15 protein-coding genes are annotated in these 16,128 nt (G+C 56.6%); 4 read left to right on the forward strand and 11 right to left on the reverse strand.

What is annotated here, in order from left to right; all coding sequences use genetic code 11:
* Positions 1-14: 14 nt before the first annotated feature.
* The 9 genes from NIZ92_RS12605 to gyrA all read right to left on the reverse strand — a co-directional run bounded on the left by NIZ92_RS12605 (position 15) and on the right by gyrA (position 10,756).
* Entirely contained in the window at positions 15-347 is a 333-nt protein-coding gene (locus tag NIZ92_RS12605) for a lipopolysaccharide assembly protein LapA domain-containing protein (RefSeq protein WP_009456012.1), read from the reverse strand.
* Positions 348-461: 114 nt separating this feature from the next.
* The gene (locus NIZ92_RS12610) at positions 462-821 is read right to left on the reverse strand and encodes an integration host factor subunit beta (RefSeq protein ID WP_026482971.1); all 360 of its coding nucleotides are present in this window, start codon (positions 819-821) and stop codon (positions 462-464) included.
* 5 nt (positions 822-826) lie between these two features.
* Positions 827-2,545, reverse strand: a complete 1,719-nt coding sequence (gene rpsA, locus NIZ92_RS12615) for a 30S ribosomal protein S1 (RefSeq protein ID WP_022983279.1) — start codon at positions 2,543-2,545, stop codon at positions 827-829.
* Positions 2,546-2,629: 84 nt separating this feature from the next.
* Positions 2,630-3,307, reverse strand: coding sequence for a (d)CMP kinase (gene cmk, locus NIZ92_RS12620; protein WP_009463907.1), 678 nt, complete (start codon positions 3,305-3,307; stop codon positions 2,630-2,632).
* The gene (aroA, locus tag NIZ92_RS12625; RefSeq protein WP_226349389.1) at positions 3,304-4,626 is read right to left on the reverse strand and encodes a 3-phosphoshikimate 1-carboxyvinyltransferase; all 1,323 of its coding nucleotides are present in this window, start codon (positions 4,624-4,626) and stop codon (positions 3,304-3,306) included. Before aroA ends, cmk begins: the two co-directional genes overlap by 4 nt.
* Positions 4,623-5,507 carry a prephenate dehydrogenase/arogenate dehydrogenase family protein gene (locus NIZ92_RS12630; RefSeq protein WP_035272684.1) on the reverse strand — a complete coding sequence of 295 codons (885 nt, stop codon included), beginning with the start codon at positions 5,505-5,507 and terminating at the stop codon, positions 4,623-4,625. Before NIZ92_RS12630 ends, aroA begins: the two co-directional genes overlap by 4 nt.
* Before the next feature lie 371 nt (positions 5,508-5,878).
* Positions 5,879-6,970 (reverse strand): prephenate dehydratase, encoded by a 1,092-nt coding sequence (gene pheA, locus NIZ92_RS12635; RefSeq protein ID WP_009463912.1) that lies wholly within the window; start codon positions 6,968-6,970, stop codon positions 5,879-5,881.
* Positions 6,963-8,072, reverse strand: a complete 1,110-nt coding sequence (gene serC, locus NIZ92_RS12640) for a 3-phosphoserine/phosphohydroxythreonine transaminase (protein WP_254002054.1) — start codon at positions 8,070-8,072, stop codon at positions 6,963-6,965. Before serC ends, pheA begins: the two co-directional genes overlap by 8 nt.
* A complete protein-coding gene (gyrA, locus tag NIZ92_RS12645) occupies positions 8,072-10,756 on the reverse strand; it encodes a DNA gyrase subunit A (RefSeq protein ID WP_035272681.1) in 2,685 nt (894 codons plus the stop codon). Before gyrA ends, serC begins: the two co-directional genes overlap by 1 nt.
* Positions 10,757-11,196: 440 nt before the next feature.
* On the opposite strand from gyrA, the gene ompA reads away from it, so the two are divergent.
* From ompA to gph, 3 genes are all read left to right on the forward strand, one after another.
* Positions 11,197-11,793: an outer membrane protein OmpA gene (gene ompA, locus NIZ92_RS12650; RefSeq protein WP_009464175.1), complete on the forward strand. Its 597-nt coding sequence runs from the start codon at positions 11,197-11,199 to the stop codon at positions 11,791-11,793.
* Between the two features lie 83 nt (positions 11,794-11,876).
* Positions 11,877-12,599 carry a bifunctional 2-polyprenyl-6-hydroxyphenol methylase/3-demethylubiquinol 3-O-methyltransferase UbiG gene (gene ubiG / locus NIZ92_RS12655; RefSeq protein ID WP_009464176.1) on the forward strand — a complete coding sequence of 241 codons (723 nt, stop codon included), beginning with the start codon at positions 11,877-11,879 and terminating at the stop codon, positions 12,597-12,599.
* 6 nt (positions 12,600-12,605) lie between these two features.
* Complete coding sequence (gph, locus tag NIZ92_RS12660) at positions 12,606-13,301, forward strand: phosphoglycolate phosphatase (RefSeq protein WP_254002055.1); 696 nt, start codon at positions 12,606-12,608, stop codon at positions 13,299-13,301.
* A gap of 6 nt (positions 13,302-13,307) precedes the next feature.
* Here the strand turns inward: gph and NIZ92_RS12665 are convergent, their stop codons facing one another.
* Positions 13,308-14,174: a LysR family transcriptional regulator gene (locus tag NIZ92_RS12665; RefSeq protein WP_035272676.1), complete on the reverse strand. Its 867-nt coding sequence runs from the start codon at positions 14,172-14,174 to the stop codon at positions 13,308-13,310.
* A gap of 84 nt (positions 14,175-14,258) precedes the next feature.
* On the opposite strand from NIZ92_RS12665, the gene NIZ92_RS12670 reads away from it, so the two are divergent.
* Complete coding sequence (locus NIZ92_RS12670) at positions 14,259-15,794, forward strand: MFS transporter (RefSeq protein ID WP_254002056.1); 1,536 nt, start codon at positions 14,259-14,261, stop codon at positions 15,792-15,794.
* On the opposite strand, the gene fdxA is transcribed toward NIZ92_RS12670, so the two are convergent.
* Positions 15,791-16,123 (reverse strand): ferredoxin FdxA, encoded by a 333-nt coding sequence (fdxA, locus tag NIZ92_RS12675; protein WP_009464181.1) that lies wholly within the window; start codon positions 16,121-16,123, stop codon positions 15,791-15,793. The genes NIZ92_RS12670 and fdxA overlap by 4 nt on opposite strands.
* Positions 16,124-16,128 lie beyond the last annotated feature (5 nt).

The following is a 16,128-nucleotide window of genomic DNA, read 5'->3' on the forward strand; positions in this document are numbered from 1 at the left end:
TTTACTCCAAGGACTTACAAAGGCGCCAGCGGGGCGACGGTCTCGGGCGCCACAGCAGCCGTATTCACGGGCGATTGCTGCGCTTGCTCCAGTCTGTCTTGCAGACGGTCCATTTCGCGGCGCAGGCGGTTGACCTCGCGACGGCGGCGCATCACCGCGCCCACCATCAAAAGCAGCCCCAACACCAAACCTAAAATAAACGCGGCCAGCATTACGACGATCAGCGGAACGTCTTGAATAATATGCTCGGCGAAAAAGCTGACTTGCACCGGTTCCGTGTTTTTCAGTGCGAACAGCAGCACGATCACAAAAACGAGCAGACGCAGTACCCAGACTAGATAGCGCATTTTTAGGGCTCCAACAGTGTTTTTATAATGTCTGATTGTACGTGCAAGCGGAATTTAGCGCACACGCAAAACAGGCCCTGAAAAGGGCCTGTGTAATCAGTATGCAAGTAGGTCTTAACCGTGACGGACTCTCGCATTGAGCTGCTCGAAGGCAGACGACTGGTCGTCTGCTTCGATTTGCTCTTGCTCGAGAAAGACAGAATCGACTCGCTCGCGCAATTCCTTGCCGGCCTTGAAGTGCGGCACCTGTTTACCAGGCACCATCACTTTTTCACCCGATTTGGGATTGCGCCCTACCCGCGGCGAGCGGGTAGAGAGCGAAAAGCTGCCAAACCCTCGGATTTCGATCCGTTGACCGCTGGCCAGGGCCTGGGTCATAGAATCCAAAACCGTTTTCACGGCGAAATCCATATCGCGCAGAGCCAGCTGCGGATAGCGGCTGGCCAACAACGCGATCAGCTCAGACTTTGTCACGCTGATTAACCGTCGTCACGTTGCTGCTGGTCCAGCTTGGCACGCAGCAGAGCACCCAGATTGGTCGTACCGGACGAAGCGCTGGCTTCGGTCAGGCGGGCCATGGATTGAGCGGTTTCGGCGGTATCACGAGCCTTGATGGACAACTGAATCGAACGGGTCTTGCGATCCACGCTCAAGATCATGGTTTCGATTTCCTGACCTTCTTTCAGAGCCGTCGTGGCATCTTCAACACGGCCCGAGGAAATCTCGGAGGCGCGCAGGTAGCCTTCAACGTCCAGCGACAGAGTTACAACAGCACCCTTGGCTTCCACGGACTTGACGACGCCGCTAACCACAGCACCCTTGTCGTAGGTTGCTACGAAGTTGTTGAACGGATCGCCTTCCAGCTGTTTGATACCCAGGGAAATGCGCTCTTTGTCGGTGTCGATGCCCAGAACCACGGCGTCAACTTCGTCGCCCTTCTTGAAGTTGCGAACGGCTTCTTCGCCAGTCTCGGACCAGGACAGGTCGGACAGGTGAACCAGACCGTCGATGCCGCCAGGCAGACCAACAAACACGCCGAAGTCGGTGATGGACTTGATGCCACCGCGAACCTTGTCGCCGCGCTTGAAGTTGATGGCGAAATCTTCCCATGGGTTGGCACGGCACTGCTTCATGCCCAAGGAGATACGACGACGATCTTCGTCGATTTCCAGAACCATGACTTCGACTTCTTCACCCAAGGTCACAACCTTGCGTGGGTCAACGTTCTTGTTGGTCCAATCCATTTCGGATACGTGAACCAGACCTTCGATACCGTCTTCCACTTCAACAAATGCACCGTAGTCGGTCAGGTTGGTAACCTTGCCGAACAGACGGGTGTTTTGTGGGTAGCGACGTGCCAGACCGATCCATGGATCTTCGCCCAGCTGCTTGACGCCCAGGGAGACGCGGCTCTTTTCCTGATCGAACTTGAGGACCTTGGCTTCGATTTCCTGACCCACCTGCAGAACTTCGGATGGGTGACGAACACGGCGCCATGCCATATCGGTGATGTGCAGCAGACCGTCGATGCCGCCCAGATCCACGAACGCACCGTAATCGGTGATGTTCTTGACGATACCTTTGACGATAGCGCCTTCGGACAGGGTTTCCAGCAGTTTCTGACGCTCTTCGCCCATGGAGGCTTCCAGCACAGCGCGACGCGACAACACGACGTTGTTACGCTTGCGATCGAGCTTGATGACCTTGAATTCCAGGGTCTTGCCTTCGTATGGCGTGGTGTCCTTGACAGGACGCAGATCAACCAGCGAACCGGGCAAGAAGGCGCGGATGCCGTTGGTCATGACGGTCAGACCGCCCTTGACCTTACCAGTGATGGTACCGTTGACCAGTTCGCCGGACTCAAGCGCTTGCTCGAGGGACAACCAGGCCGACAGACGCTTGGCGCGGTCGCGGGACAGAATGGTGTCACCGTAGCCGTTTTCGAAGGCGTCGATTGCCACGGAAACAAAGTCACCAGCTTGAACTTCCAGTTCGCCCTGATCGTTCAGGAACTCTTCCAGAGGGATCAGTGCTTCGGACTTCAGGCCAGCATTGACCAGAACGTAGTTGTGGTCAATACGCAGAACCTCGGCGGAGATGACTTCGCCGCTTTTCAGGTCTTGGTTTTTAATGCTTTCTGCAAACAAATCGGCAAAGCTTTCGCCGCCCGTTGCGTCTGTGTGAAGGTTAGTGGACATTAAATCAATCCGTTAGCCAAAATGGCCATAAAAAACACACCAGGCAGAACCCGGTGGAGTGAACAAAGCCCGATCAGCACGGGATTAGGCTGTCGGGACCGCAATGCCCGACCAAAGGTCGAGCACCTTATTTACAACTTCCTGGATGCTGAGCTGGGAAGAATCCACAATGTGGGCACCCGGCGCAGGCACAAGCGGAGCATGAGTTCGAGAACGATCACGTTCGTCGCGCGCACGCAAGTCCGCCAAAAGACTCGTAAGATTAGCAGAAATACCCTTTTCGCTCAACTGTTTACAGCGTCTTTGGGCTCGCACCTCCGCATCTGCCAGCAAAAATATCTTTAAAGGTGCGTCCGGGAAGACAACTGTGCCCATATCGCGCCCATCGCCCACCAAACCGGGGGCAACGCGAAAATCCCGCTGCCGTTGCAAAAGTGCCTCACGCACCAGAGGCAAGGCCGCCACCTGAGAGGCCAGATTTCCTACCTCTTCCTGACGAATAGCGTCGCTGACGTCATCGCCATCCATGTAGATATGGGGGTAATCAAAATGCACGTTCAGGCTCTGGGCCGCATGCTGGACCTGGGCCTCGTCCTGGACATCCACGCCGCGACGCAGGCAGGACAAGGCGGTCAGGCGATACAAGGCACCGCTGTCCAGCGTATGCCAGCCCAGCCGCTGCGCGACCAGGGAAGCAATCGTCCCTTTACCGGAAGCGGTAGGGCCATCAATGGTTATGACGGGAATGCTCTGCTCTGTCATGCCTGCACCAATTGTTCAAAAACAGAAAAATACTCGGGGAACGTCTTGCTGACACAGCCGGGATCCAGAATGGTGACCGGCACCGGGCCAAAGCTGGCCAGTGAAAAACACATGGCAATGCGGTGGTCATCATACGTTTCGATGCTGGCCGAACGCCATTGATCGGCGGCAATAGGATGCACAGTCAGCCAGTCCGGCCCGGATTCTACTGTTGCCCCCAGCTTGCGCAATTCGGCCTGCATGGCATCAATACGGTCTGTCTCCTTCACGCGCCAGCTGGCGATATTGCGCAAGGTGCAAGGACCATCAGCAAACATGGCCATGGCAGCTGCCGTCATGGCGGCGTCAGGAATATGGTTGAAATCCAGATCAAAGGCCTTGAGCTTGTCGCCCTTGGCTACGCACTGACCAGAAACGATCAGTTCATTGGCATGACGCTCGATATGAGCACCCATGGCTTGGGCCACATCCGCAAACTGAATATCGCCTTGCAGACTTTCTGTACCCACGCCCTGAATACGTAGCGGGCCACCGCCAATAGCTCCCAAAGCAATGAAATACGAAGCAGACGAAGCATCGCCCTCCACTACGTACAAGCCGGGGCTGACATAAGCTGCATCGGCGGGGACAGTAAAGCTGCTCCAGCCGTCGCGCTCCACCTGCACACCGAAACGCGCCATCATGGCCAGCGTGATTTCAATATAAGGCTGAGAGATCAACTCCCCTTCCACCTCGATACGCAAAGGCTGGCCCGTACGAGCAGTCAACAAGGGAGCGGCCATTAACAAGGCTGTCAGGAACTGGCTGGATACCGAGCCTTTCACCGACACACGACGCTGATCAGCCTGTACCAACTCACCAATCGCCAAGGGAGGATAGCCCTCTGCCCCCAGATATTGCACCTCAGCTCCCAGGCTGCGCAGCGCATCCACCAGATCCCCAATGGGGCGCTCGTGCATGCGGGCAATACCGCTAAGGTTGAAGCGACCACCCATCAAGCCCAAAGCAGCGGTCAAGGAGCGGAAAGCCGTACCGGCATTACCCAAAAACAGATCCGCATCGCGATGCGCAAAAGGAGCCCCACCGTCGATCACTACCGTGCCCTGCCCCAGGTCCTGCACAGCCACGCCCATTTGCTGCAGAGCGGCCATCATGACGCGGGTATCGTCCGAATGCAGCAAGCCTTCCAGGCGTGTTTGCCCTTGAGCCAAGGCGGCCAACAACAGGGCTCGATTGGAAATGCTCTTGGACCCTGGCAATTGCAGTTGTCCGCTAGCGCGGCTGACGGGGTTCAAAACAAGACTGTCGCTTTGGCTCATTGCAAACCACTCCTACTTGCCCAAAAACGGCGCGCCAAGGCAGCACGCTCTAAAAATTCGTATAAAGCCTGACCATCCTGGTCCTGCAAAGCCTGTTCGGCCTGATCCAGGGCCTGACGTACTTCCTGCAATTGACCCAAGACAGCCTCGCGGTTGCTCAGGAAAATATCGCGCCACACTTCGGCTGATCCGGCTGCAATGCGGGTGAAGTCCCGAAAGCCAGTTCCTGCCAAGGCAAAGCGCTGATCCGAGTTGGCACTGGAGGCCACCTGCCACATAAAAACCGAGGATAAAAAGTGCGGCACATGACTGACCGATGCCAGCACTTCGTCATGCGTGGCCGGGTCCATCAACATGACACGCGCCCCGCAAGCCTCCCACACGGCAATCAAACGCTCGCGTGCGCTGGCACTGTTTTCTTCCAGGGGGGTCAAGATGACGTTGCGACCGTCATACAGATCAGCACGCGCCGCTTCGGGACCTACGGTTTCCGCACCGGCAATGGGGTGGCCGGGAACAAACTGGCTGATACGATCACCCAGCGCATCACGCGCCACACTGACCACATCAACCTTGGTGCTACCTGCGTCGCTGATCAAGGTGTCGTCACGCAGATGGGGACGCAAGGTTTTCAATACCGAGGCCATGGCCCCGATAGGCGTAGCCAACACAATCAGGTCCGCTTGCTGCGCGGCTTGCTCAAGCGTGGCGACATCGTCAATCAGGCCCAGTTCTTGGGCACGTCGCAAGCTTTTCAGCTGCCGACCTACGCCCAGCACTTTTCCTACCGCCCCGGAGCGCTTGAGCGCCAGAGCCAAAGAGCCGCCAATCAAACCGACTCCAACGATCGCCAGCACCGGAACCAAGGGCGGCGGCGCCATAGTTTCTGATGACGCTATCATGATTAATTCCGTTCCCTCTCAGGCCGTCCATGCTGCGCGTATTGCGTGAAATAGCACGAGCAAAACCGGGATATTGATGCAGACTTTGCCAGACTGCTGCCCAAACCCCATCAAAGGATTCAAGCAACACGCAAAGCCTCTATTTTGTCTAGCCAGCTCTTGATGACACAGCGCACCAAGCAACTGCGCAAGACAGACCGAAACAAGCAGATCCTGTGCGAGCCACTCGTCCTGACAAGGCATGTCCTGACCAGGCACGTCCTGACCAGGCACGTCCTGAACAGGCATGTCCCACACAGACAATAAGGCCTTGAGGGGGAAGCCCCCCAGGCCTTTCTTGTTGCTGATGCTTAAAAGTCGTTTACGGGGTAAGAACCCAGAATCTTGAAAAAGGCGACTTGTTTCTTCAGCTCTGCCAAAGCGGCGGCCATGGCTGGCTCGTCACGATGACCGATCAGGTCTACGTAGAAATAATATTCCCACTGCCCTGTCCGCGCAGGACGCGACTCCAGGCGCGTCATGGACACACCATGCACTGCCAAAGGAGACAGCATGTCATAGACAGCGCCAGCCCGGTTGGGCACCGCCAGAATGATGCTGGTCTTGTCATTGCCGCTAGGCAGGGACTCGATATTGCCAATGGCCAGGAAACGGGTGCGGTTGTGCGGATCGTCCTGAATACCGGCCTCGACCACACCCAGATTCCAGGCGGTAACAGCTGTATTGCCCGCAATCGCTGCAACCGTAGGATCGGACGACGCAATGCGTGCTGCTTCAGCGTTGCTGGAGGCGGCCTCACGCAAAAGCTGTGGGTAATGCTTTTGCAGCCAGTTCTGGCACTGCGCCAAAGCCTGAGGATGGGCCATCACACGGGTTACGCCTTCCATCGTGCCAGTTTGGGTCAGCAGATTGTGATGCACACGAATCGAGCGCTCGCCCAAGACACGCAAGGGCGAGTTCAGCAGCAAATCCAGCGTGCGGTTCACAGCACCTTCGGTCGAGTTCTCGACGGGCACCATGCCTACTTCAGCCTGACCCACTTCGACGCTGCGGAAAACCTCGTCGAAGGAGTCACATTGCAGGCCATCCAAAGCATGGCCGAAATGCTCGTAGGCGGCTTGCTCGGAAAAAGAGCCCTGTGGGCCCAGATAAGCCACGCGCAATACGCTTTCCAGACCGCGACAGGCAGAAATAATCTGCCCCCACACCGCTTCGACTGCTGCCGGTGTGAACGGGCCATCATTTTCAGACTGCAAGCGACGCACAATACGTGCCTCGCGTTCGGGCTTGAGGATGACTTCCTCTGTATTGAAGTCCTGCTTGATCTTGCCTACTTCCAAAGCCGCACGAGCACGCTCGTTGAGCAACTCCAGGATCTGGCGATCCAGCTCATCAATACGATTGCGCCAAGGGAGCAGGCGCTCAGTTAAGGTATTAGCCATTCCGTCGTTCAAATTCAGTCATGAAATCGATAAGTGCCTGCACACCCTCCAGCGGCATGGCGTTATAGATTGAAGCGCGCATACCGCCCACGCTCTTGTGTCCTTTCAGGGAAGTCAGGCCTGCAGCCGTAGCCTGTTCCAGAAACAGGGAATCCAGGGACTGATCACGCAAGAGGAACGGGACGTTCATACGCGAGCGATACGCCGGATGCACGGTGTTGTTATAGAACTCGGACGCATCCAGAAAGCCGTACAAGGCCTCGGACTTGGCCGCATTGCGTGCCTGCATGGCAGCCACACCACCCTGGCGCTCCAGCCACTTGAACATCAGCCCGGCCATGTAGATCGAGTATGTAGGCGGCGTGTTGAACATGGACTGCTGCTTTTCAATGTTGGCGTAGTTGAACGCCGACGGGCACAGATCCATGGCATGGCCCAGCAAGTCCTTGCGTATCATCATCAAGGCAATACCGGACATGCCGGCATTTTTCTGGGCACCCGCGTAAGCAACCGACACGCGCGAGAAATCGATCGGGCAGGACAGAATGTTGGACGACACGTCAGCAACGACGGGGACATCCAGCTTGGGAATATCATTGAACTCCACGCCACCAATGGTTTCATTGGTGCAAACGTGCAAGTAAGCCGCATCCGAGCGCACATCCCATTGGGAAGGCTCGGGGAACCAGGTCCAGGGCGCCCATTCTTTGCCCTGATCGTGCCATGCCTGACCACTGGTACCGGCAACGTGAATATCACCGTAACGCTGAGCCTCTTCGCAGGACTTGACCGACCAGCTGCCCGAAAGCACGTAGTCGGCCTTGCCACTGCCATTGCGCTGAATCAGGTTCAAGGGCAAAAGGCCATTCTGGCCTTGTGCCCCCCCCTGAACAAACAGCACCGCGAAATCATCGGGCACGGACAACAAGCTGCGCAAATCGGCTTCTGCCTCGTCACGCACACCCATATAGTCCTTGCTACGGTGGCTCATTTCCATGATGGACATGCCGGTGCCATGCCAATCTGTCATTTCAGCAGCGGCTTGCTCCAGCACTTCCAACGGCAGCATTGACGGGCCTGCCGAAAAATTCCATACACGCATTACTCGTTTTCCTCGCCGGAAGGGTCCGCCTGGTCTTGGGCGGAATCAAGTTGATTATCCTGCTCCTGACCTTCTGGCGCCTGACCCTCTTCGGCCAGCTCGGCGTCGACCTCGTCATCGGTCTCTACCACGCGGTACACACCAGACAGCTCGCTGTCATCGTCCACGCTGATCAAGGTCACACCTTGAGTCGCACGACCCATTTCGCGGATTTCAGCCACGCGAGTGCGTACCAGCACACCGGCGTTGGTGATCAGCATGATCTCGTCGGTTTCACGAACCAGCACCGCACCCACGACCTTGCCGTTACGGGCCGAGGTCTGGATGGCAATCATGCCCTTGGTGCCACGACCGTGACGCGTGTATTCGCCAATCGGGGTACGCTTGCCGAAACCGTTCTCGGTGGCGGTCAGCACGGATTGGGTTTCGTCTTCGGCCACCAGCAGGGCGATCACAGACTGGCCTTCTTCCAGCGTCATGCCGCGCACACCACGGGCTGCACGGCCCATTGGGCGCACATCACCCTCGTCAAAGCGCACAGCCTTGCCGGCATCCGAAAACAACATGACGTCGTGCACACCGTCGGTCAGCTGAGCGCCGATCAGGTAGTCGCCCTCGTCCAGGCCCACAGCAATAATGCCGGCCTTGCGGGGGTTGGAGAAGTCGGACAGCGGGGTCTTCTTGACCGTACCGCGCGAGGTCGCCATGAACACGAACTGATCTTCGCTGAATTCCTTGACGGACAGCACCACGTTGATCTTCTCGCCATCTTCCAGAGGGAACATATTGACGATAGGACGGCCACGCGAGTTGCGTGAACCTTGAGGCACTTCCCAGACCTTGAGCCAGTACACACGGCCACGGTTGGAGAAGCACAGCAGGTAATCGTGGGTATTGGCGATGAACAACTTGTCGATCCAGTCGTCCTCTTTCATGGCGGTGGCTTGTTTGCCACGGCCACCACGACGCTGGGCCCGGTATTCGGACAGCGGCTGGCTCTTGATGTAGCCGGTATGCGAGAGCGTCACCACCATATCCATAGGGGTGATCAGGTCTTCGGTATCCAGCTCGGTGGCGTTGTGCTCGATTTGCGAGCGACGAACGTCCTTGCCAGTCGCCGAGAACTCGTCGCGCACGGCGATCAGTTCGTCACCAATAATGGCAGACACACGAGCCGGGTTAGACAGGATATCCAGCAAGTCAGCAATCTTGTCCATGACCTCGCGGTACTCCTGAACAATCTTGTCCTGCTCCAGGCCAGTCAGGCGTTGCAAGCGCATGTTCAGGATTTCCTGAGCCTGCACTTCGCTCAGACGGTACAGACCATCTGTGTTCATGCCAAATTCGGCACCCAGATCATCAGGACGGTAAGCCTGACGGCCACCCACAATGGCGCTGGTGTCAGCACGGGCCAGCATCTCGCGCACCAGACCGGAATCCCAGGACCGAGCCATCAGCTCGACACGGGCAACCGGTGGCGTTGGAGCCGCTTTGATGATTTCGATGAACTCATCAATATTGGCCAGGGCCACAGCCAGACCTTCCAGCACATGACCGCGCTCGCGCGCTTTGCGCAACTGGAATACGGTACGGCGAGTAACAACTTCGCGGCGGTGGCTCAGGAAGTAATCCACCAGCTGTTTCAGGTTGAGCAGACGGGGCTGGCCATCGACCAATGCCACCATGTTCATCCCGAAGGTTTCTTGCAACTGCGTATTCTTGTAGAGGTTGTTCAGCACAACTTCCGGCACTTCGCCGCGCTTCAGTTCAATGACCAAACGCATACCGTCCTTGTCGGACTCGTCGCGGATATCGGAGATACCCTCGATGCGTTTTTCGTTGACCAGCTCGGCAATGCGTTCCTGCAGCGACTTCTTGTTAACCTGGTAAGGAATGGCGTCGACCACGATGGCCTGACGGTTGCCCTTTTCCATGTCTTCAAAGTGTGTACTGGCACGCATGATGACGCGGCCACGGCCCGTGCGATAGCCTTCGCGCACACCGGACATGCCATAGATAATGGCACCGGTCGGGAAGTCGGGGGCCGGGATGTATTCGATCAGCTCATCAACCGTGCACTCGGGGTGGCTCAGGCAGTACAGACAGCCGTTGACCACTTCAGCCAGGTTATGCGGCGGAATATTGGTAGCCATACCCACGGCAATACCCGAGCTGCCGTTGACCAGCAGGTTGGGCAGACGCGAAGGCAACAGGGCCGGTTCTTTTTCGCTGCCATCATAGTTAGGCACGAAATCCACGGTTTCCTGGTCGATATCGGCCAGCAGTTCGTGGGCGATCTTGGCCAGACGGATTTCGGTGTAACGCATGGCCGCGGCGTTATCCCCGTCGATGGAACCAAAGTTACCTTGTCCGTCGACCAGGGTGTAGCGCATGGAAAAGTCCTGCGCCAGACGCACGATAGTGTCATAGACGGCAGAGTCACCATGAGGGTGGTACTTACCGATCACATCACCGACGATACGAGCCGACTTCTTATAGGCACGATTCCAGTCGTTATTGAGTTCATGCATGGCGAACAGAACACGGCGATGCACGGGCTTCAAACCATCTCGCACGTCGGGAAGAGCACGGCCCACAATCACGCTCATGGCGTAATCGAGGTAGCTGCGGCGCATCTCCTCTTCAAGCGAAACGGGAAGCGTCTCCTTGGCAAAGGAATCCATAGGTCAATTCTTTATAGATATGGGTTAAGCAGTAAGCCAGCCGTAAACGGACAAGAGGAAATTCTAGCACTTTCACATAGAGGGACGCAGCGTAGCTAGGCGAGAAGGCGGGCGATATGTGATTGAAACGGTCGATTCGTCAAAAATCCATCGTCCACTAATCGTATCGATGATGGATTGAAGAAGCGGCCCCACCCTTTCCCTGTTGCCTAAAACCAACAATAAAAGGAAAGAACAAGGCTAATTCCACGCATCTTCACGAATCGTTCCCCGTCCCCCTCACGCATGTGGCCGAAATGTCTTAAGATTCGACCTAACACGCATGAAACCCAGCGCAAGCAAGTCTTTGTTCCGTTCAAAGGATTGCTATACTGGTTCCGTTAATCAGCGGCAGGGGTTCGCTGCGGTCACTTAACAGCATCAGCTCAACGAGGAGAAATATGAACAAACCCTCCAAAATCGCACTTGTACTCGCCATTGCCGCCGCATCGGCCACTAGTGCAGTTTCCGCACAAGAGTCCGGCGAAGTTAACAACTGGCGCAATCCGTTCGGCGACGTTTGGAAAAACGGCACCAACGAACTGTGCTGGCGCAACAACTTCTGGACACCTGCTACAGGTATTCCAGGTTGTGACGGTGTGCCCGTTGCCCAAGCCCCCGAAGCTCCTGTCGTCGCTCCTACTGTCACCAAAGTGACTCTGAACGCTGACACGTTCTTCGACTTCGACAAATCCACCATCAAGCCAGAAGGCCGCCAGGTTCTGGATCAAGTGGCTGACACCGTTCAGTCCATCGATCTGGAAACTCTGATCGCTACCGGTCACACTGACTCGATCGGCGCTGAAGCTTACAACCAGAAGCTGTCCGAGCGTCGCGCCAATGCTGTTAAAGCATACTTGGTCAACAAGGGCGTACCTGCAGACCGTATCTACACCGAAGGCAAGGGCGAAGCTCAGCCAGTGGCGTCCAACAAGACCCGCGAAGGCCGTGCTCAAAACCGTCGCGTAGAAATCGAAATCGTGGGCAACCGCAAGTAATTCTTGCTGCATCACGTATTTCTGTAGCTAAGGCTACAATTAAGGCTCCGCTTTTGCGGGGCCTTAATTTTTTTGGATGAGCCATGACCGCTTCCACCGTCACTAACGTCAATGTCGATCCCGCAGAGATCGATAAATTCAGTGCACTGGCATCCCGCTGGTGGGACCCTGACAGCGAGTTCAAACCGCTGCACGCCATCAACCCTTTGCGTCTGGACTGGATTCTGTCCTACACCGGCTCCCTGGCGGGCAAGCAGGTATTAGACGTCGGTTGTGGTGGCGGAATCTTGTCGGAAAGCCTGGCTCAGTCCGGCGCCGACGTCACCGGCATTGACCTGGCCGAGCGCTCCTTGAAGATTGCCCGTTTGCACAGTCTGGAATCGGGCGTACCCGTCAAATACGAGATGATCAGCGCCGAAGACATGGCTGATCAGCACCCTGGTCGTTTTGACGTTGTCACCTGCATGGAAATGCTGGAACATGTCCCCGATCCGGGCTCCATCATTGCGGCCTGCGCCAAACTGGTCAAACCCGGTGGCTGGGTCTTTTTCTCGACCCTGAACCGCAATCCCAAATCTTTCTTGTTTGCCATTGTGGGCGCCGAGTACCTCTTGCGCCTGATTCCCAAAGGCACGCACAGCTATGAGGGCTTCATCAAACCCAGCGAGCTGATTTCCTCGGCCCGCCGCAGTGGTCTGGATGCCCTGGCATTGAAAGGTCTGGAATACAACCCGATTACCGAGCACTATCGCCTGTCTGGCGACACCTCCGTCAACTACCTGCTGGCCAGCCGCCGCCAAAGCTAAGCCCTCATGAATAAACTGGTTCTATTCGATTTTGACGGCACCTTGGCCGACTCTGCTCCGGATCTGGCTGCTACGGCCAATCGCATGCGCAATGAACATGGCCTGCCTGATTTGCCCTACGAAGCGCTGCGGCCCTATGCCTCGCACGGTGCACGCGGACTGCTCAAGGTAGCGCTGGATATCAATACCGATCACCCCAACTACGCACAATTGCGAGCGCAATTCCTGCAGGACTACAACGATCACATGACGGAGCTGACCTATCTGTTTGAGGGCGTAGCCCCCATGCTGAAACAGTTAGAGCAGGCCGACTACACCTGGGGCATCGTCACCAACAAGCTGGAATACCTGGCCCTGCCCCTGATCCGTCATTTAGGACTGGAAGCGGGTTGCGCAGTCACCGTCGGTGGCGATACCACCCAGCACACCAAGCCTCATCCCGCCCCCTTGCTGTATGCCGCCGAGAAAACGGGCTTTGATCCCAAAGACTGCCTGTACGTAGGTGATGATCTGCGCGACATCCAGGCAGGTCAGGCGGCGGGCATGGCTACCATGATTGCCGCCTACGGCTACTGCGCGCAGGACGACAGCCTGAGCACTTGGCAAGCCGATATGACCGTGCATCACGCCTCTGATATCTGGGAAGGCGTACAACGCTGGGCCAACGGTCAGCTATCCCGACCTTCCCCGCTGGCCTGCTAAACAGGCCTAAGGCAGCAGCTCCGACAGGCGCTGCTGCATCCACACTGCCGCAGGGGGCAAAGTTTGCCCCTGTCGCCACAGCATCCGCACTGGCAAGGGTGGCAAAACCATCTCCCGGCAATGCAACTGCGCCAACTTGTTGCGCAAGTTTTCATACTCCGCAATGTTCAGCGGCAAAATCGCCCAGCCCAGACTATCGGCCACCATATCGGCAATGACATAAAAGCTGTCTGAGCGCCACACACTGGGGCTGACAACCGTCTGCTCTGTCCCTTCGATATGAATCAGCAATTGTCGATGTGCCGTCAGCTCTTTACGGCTGACCTGATGCTGACTGGCAAGCTGGTGCGTACGCGCCACACAAATTGCTTGGGGCACAGCGCCAATATAACTTTGCGCAAATGACGTGGCATCAGCTCCGCGATCAAACTGAAAAGCCATATCCGAGCGGCCTTCCTGCACATAGTCCATCACCTCGGAAGCGGTTCCGTTCCAGACCGTCAACTCCAGCGCAGGCCAGCGTTCAGCCAGCTCTTTGAGCAGCAGCCGCAAGGGCTCTTGAGGCAAGGCTTCATCCAGAGCAATTTCCAGTCTAGTCGGTTGTCCTTGCGAGAAATCCAGTGCCCGACGATTCAATACGTCTACCTGACGCAACAGAGCCTTGGCTTCCAGCAGCATGATTTCGCCCGGCACTGTCAGGCTTAACGTTCGTCGTGAACGATCAAACAGCTCCAGATTCAGATCCGCTTCCAGCAAGGAAATCGAGGTGCTGACGGCTGACTGCACCTTGCCCAACTCTTTCGCGGCCTGAGTCATGGAGCCAGTTTCTGCCACAGCGACAAAATGTCGAATACGTTCTAGTGTCCAATCCATTTATCTATTTTATAGATGCTAATCAACTTTGACTGTTGATAATATTGATAGATCATACTTGCTTTCCTACCCCTCTGGTCTTTTATGCTGCACAGCTCGATTACCCATCAAGCCCACACTGCTCCCCTCTCCCCAAGCCGTCGCTGGTTGATCCTGGCAATTGTGTCGGCAGCTCTTCTACTGATTGTGGTGGACATGACGGTGCTCTACACCGCCCTGCCACGCCTGACCCATGATCTGCAGGCCTCGGCCTCGGACAAGCTGTGGATCATCAACAGCTACGCTCTGGTCGTCTCCGGACTGCTGCTGGGCATGGGCACCCTGGGTGACCGCCTGGGTCACAAGCGCCTGTTCCTGTCGGGTCTGGCCATGTTTGGTCTGGCTTCAGTCGCAGCCGCCTACTCTCCGAACCCAACAGCCTTGATCGCCGCACGCGCCTTTCTAGGTGTGGCAGCGGCCATGATGATGCCCGCCACTTTATCGCTGATACGTATCACCTTTCATGATGAGCGCGAACGTGCGGTGGCCTTCGGTGTCTGGTCTTCTATCGCCTCCGGTGGTGCCGCCTTTGGTCCGGTTCTGGGCGGATTCCTGCTGGAACATTTCTGGTGGGGGTCAGTCTTTCTGATCAACGTGCCCATCGTGCTGATCGCGCTGCCTATGGGCTGGATTCTGGTGCCCCGCTCCACGCCAGATGCATCGCGCCCCTGGGATATCAAAGGCTCCTTGCTGATCATGGTGGGCCTGGTAGCCAGCACCCTGGCTATCAAGGAAATGGGCAAGCTGCATACGGATTGGGGTTTGACCGCTGCCGCCCTGCTGATCGGCATCTTGTTTCTGAGCTGGTTTGTCCGTCAACAAAACCGCAGCCCTTTCCCTTTGCTGGACTTTGCCCTGTTCAAGGACGCCACGCTAAGCACCGCCGTACTCTCTGCCTTGACGGCCTCAGCGGCCTTGATCGGCATGGAACTGGTTTTCAGCCAACGCCTGCAATTGGTACTGGGTTTCTCACCATTGGAAGCGGGCCTGGCCATTATTCCTTTGCCACTGGCAGCCTTTATAGCCGGTCCCTTGGCCGGGCGCCTGCTGGTCGTCATCGGCAGCAAGCGACTGCTGATTGGCGCCCTGAGCCTGGCGGGAGCAGGCATGGCCGCTTATCTGCTGTGGCATAACAGTGCAAAGCCTCTACAAGTGATCAGCCTGGTCATGCTGGGCCTGGGTATCGGTGCGGCCATGACGGCGGCTTCCAGCACTATCATGCAAAGCGTGCCACCTTCACGCGCTGGCATGGTGGCCTCGGTCGAGGAAATGTCTTATGAACTGGGTGGTGCGCTGGGCGTGACCATTATGGGTAGCCTGCTGTCCTTCGTATATAGCGCCAGCCTGATCTTGCCACAGGAATTAAGTGACCGCGCCCTGGCCTACGACAGCCTGGATCAAGCCTTGTTGATGGCAGAAACCATGCCACAGAATCTGGCTCTGACCTTAAGTGAACTGGCCCGCGACTCTTTTGATAAAGGCTATGTCGCTGTACTGGCCAGTTGTACGGCTTTGCTGGTGATTGCGGCCTTGGCGGTCTGGTACTTCCAACGCAACAACAGCCATCAGAAAGCCCATTAATCTTTCTTCAACAGCGCCAGCTTGTCGGTCTGAGTCGCCCAGTACTCATGATCCGGCAAGGGCGCTTTTTGTTGACTGATACGCTTCCAGGCCGGGTCCTCGCTCAAGGTCCGGTTCAGTTCCACATAGACCTGCTGCTCGGGCGTCACATCCTGATCACTGACAATCGCCCCCACCGGACACTCGGCCACGCAGATGGAGCAATCAATGCACTCGTCAGGATGAATGACCAGGAAATTCGGGCCTTCAAAAAAACAATCCATGGGGCACACCGTCACACAATCGGTGTACTTGCACTGGATACAGGCTTCCGTCACTACATAGGTCATGAAAC

It is taken from the genome of Alcaligenes sp. 1735tsa3, from assembly GCF_024134565.1.
Lineage (GTDB): Bacteria > Pseudomonadota > Gammaproteobacteria > Burkholderiales > Burkholderiaceae_B > Alcaligenes > Alcaligenes phenolicus.

What these genes read in the sequence shown, in the direction of transcription:
- NIZ92_RS12630 (WP_035272684.1), bottom strand. Translation starts at nt 5,507, where the DNA reads ATGGCGCCGCCGCCCTTGGTTCCGGTGCTGGCGATCGTTGGAGTCGGT.
- NIZ92_RS12665 (WP_035272676.1), bottom strand. Translation starts at nt 14,174, where the DNA reads ATGGATTGGACACTAGAACGTATTCGACATTTTGTCGCTGTGGCAGAA.
- gph (WP_254002055.1), top strand. Translation starts at nt 12,606, where the DNA reads ATGAATAAACTGGTTCTATTCGATTTTGACGGCACCTTGGCCGACTCT.
- fdxA (WP_009464181.1), bottom strand. Translation starts at nt 16,123, where the DNA reads ATGACCTATGTAGTGACGGAAGCCTGTATCCAGTGCAAGTACACCGAT.
- pheA (WP_009463912.1), bottom strand. Translation starts at nt 6,970, where the DNA reads ATGGCTAATACCTTAACTGAGCGCCTGCTCCCTTGGCGCAATCGTATT.
- cmk (WP_009463907.1), bottom strand. Translation starts at nt 3,307, where the DNA reads ATGACAGAGCAGAGCATTCCCGTCATAACCATTGATGGCCCTACCGCT.
- serC (WP_254002054.1), bottom strand. Translation starts at nt 8,072, where the DNA reads ATGCGTGTATGGAATTTTTCGGCAGGCCCGTCAATGCTGCCGTTGGAA.
- NIZ92_RS12605 (WP_009456012.1), bottom strand. Translation starts at nt 347, where the DNA reads ATGCGCTATCTAGTCTGGGTACTGCGTCTGCTCGTTTTTGTGATCGTG.
- NIZ92_RS12670 (WP_254002056.1), top strand. Translation starts at nt 14,259, where the DNA reads ATGCTGCACAGCTCGATTACCCATCAAGCCCACACTGCTCCCCTCTCC.
- ubiG (WP_009464176.1), top strand. Translation starts at nt 11,877, where the DNA reads ATGACCGCTTCCACCGTCACTAACGTCAATGTCGATCCCGCAGAGATC.
- ompA (WP_009464175.1), top strand. Translation starts at nt 11,197, where the DNA reads ATGAACAAACCCTCCAAAATCGCACTTGTACTCGCCATTGCCGCCGCA.
- rpsA (WP_022983279.1), bottom strand. Translation starts at nt 2,545, where the DNA reads ATGTCCACTAACCTTCACACAGACGCAACGGGCGGCGAAAGCTTTGCC.
- aroA (WP_226349389.1), bottom strand. Translation starts at nt 4,626, where the DNA reads ATGAGCCAAAGCGACAGTCTTGTTTTGAACCCCGTCAGCCGCGCTAGC.
- gyrA (WP_035272681.1), bottom strand. Translation starts at nt 10,756, where the DNA reads ATGGATTCCTTTGCCAAGGAGACGCTTCCCGTTTCGCTTGAAGAGGAG.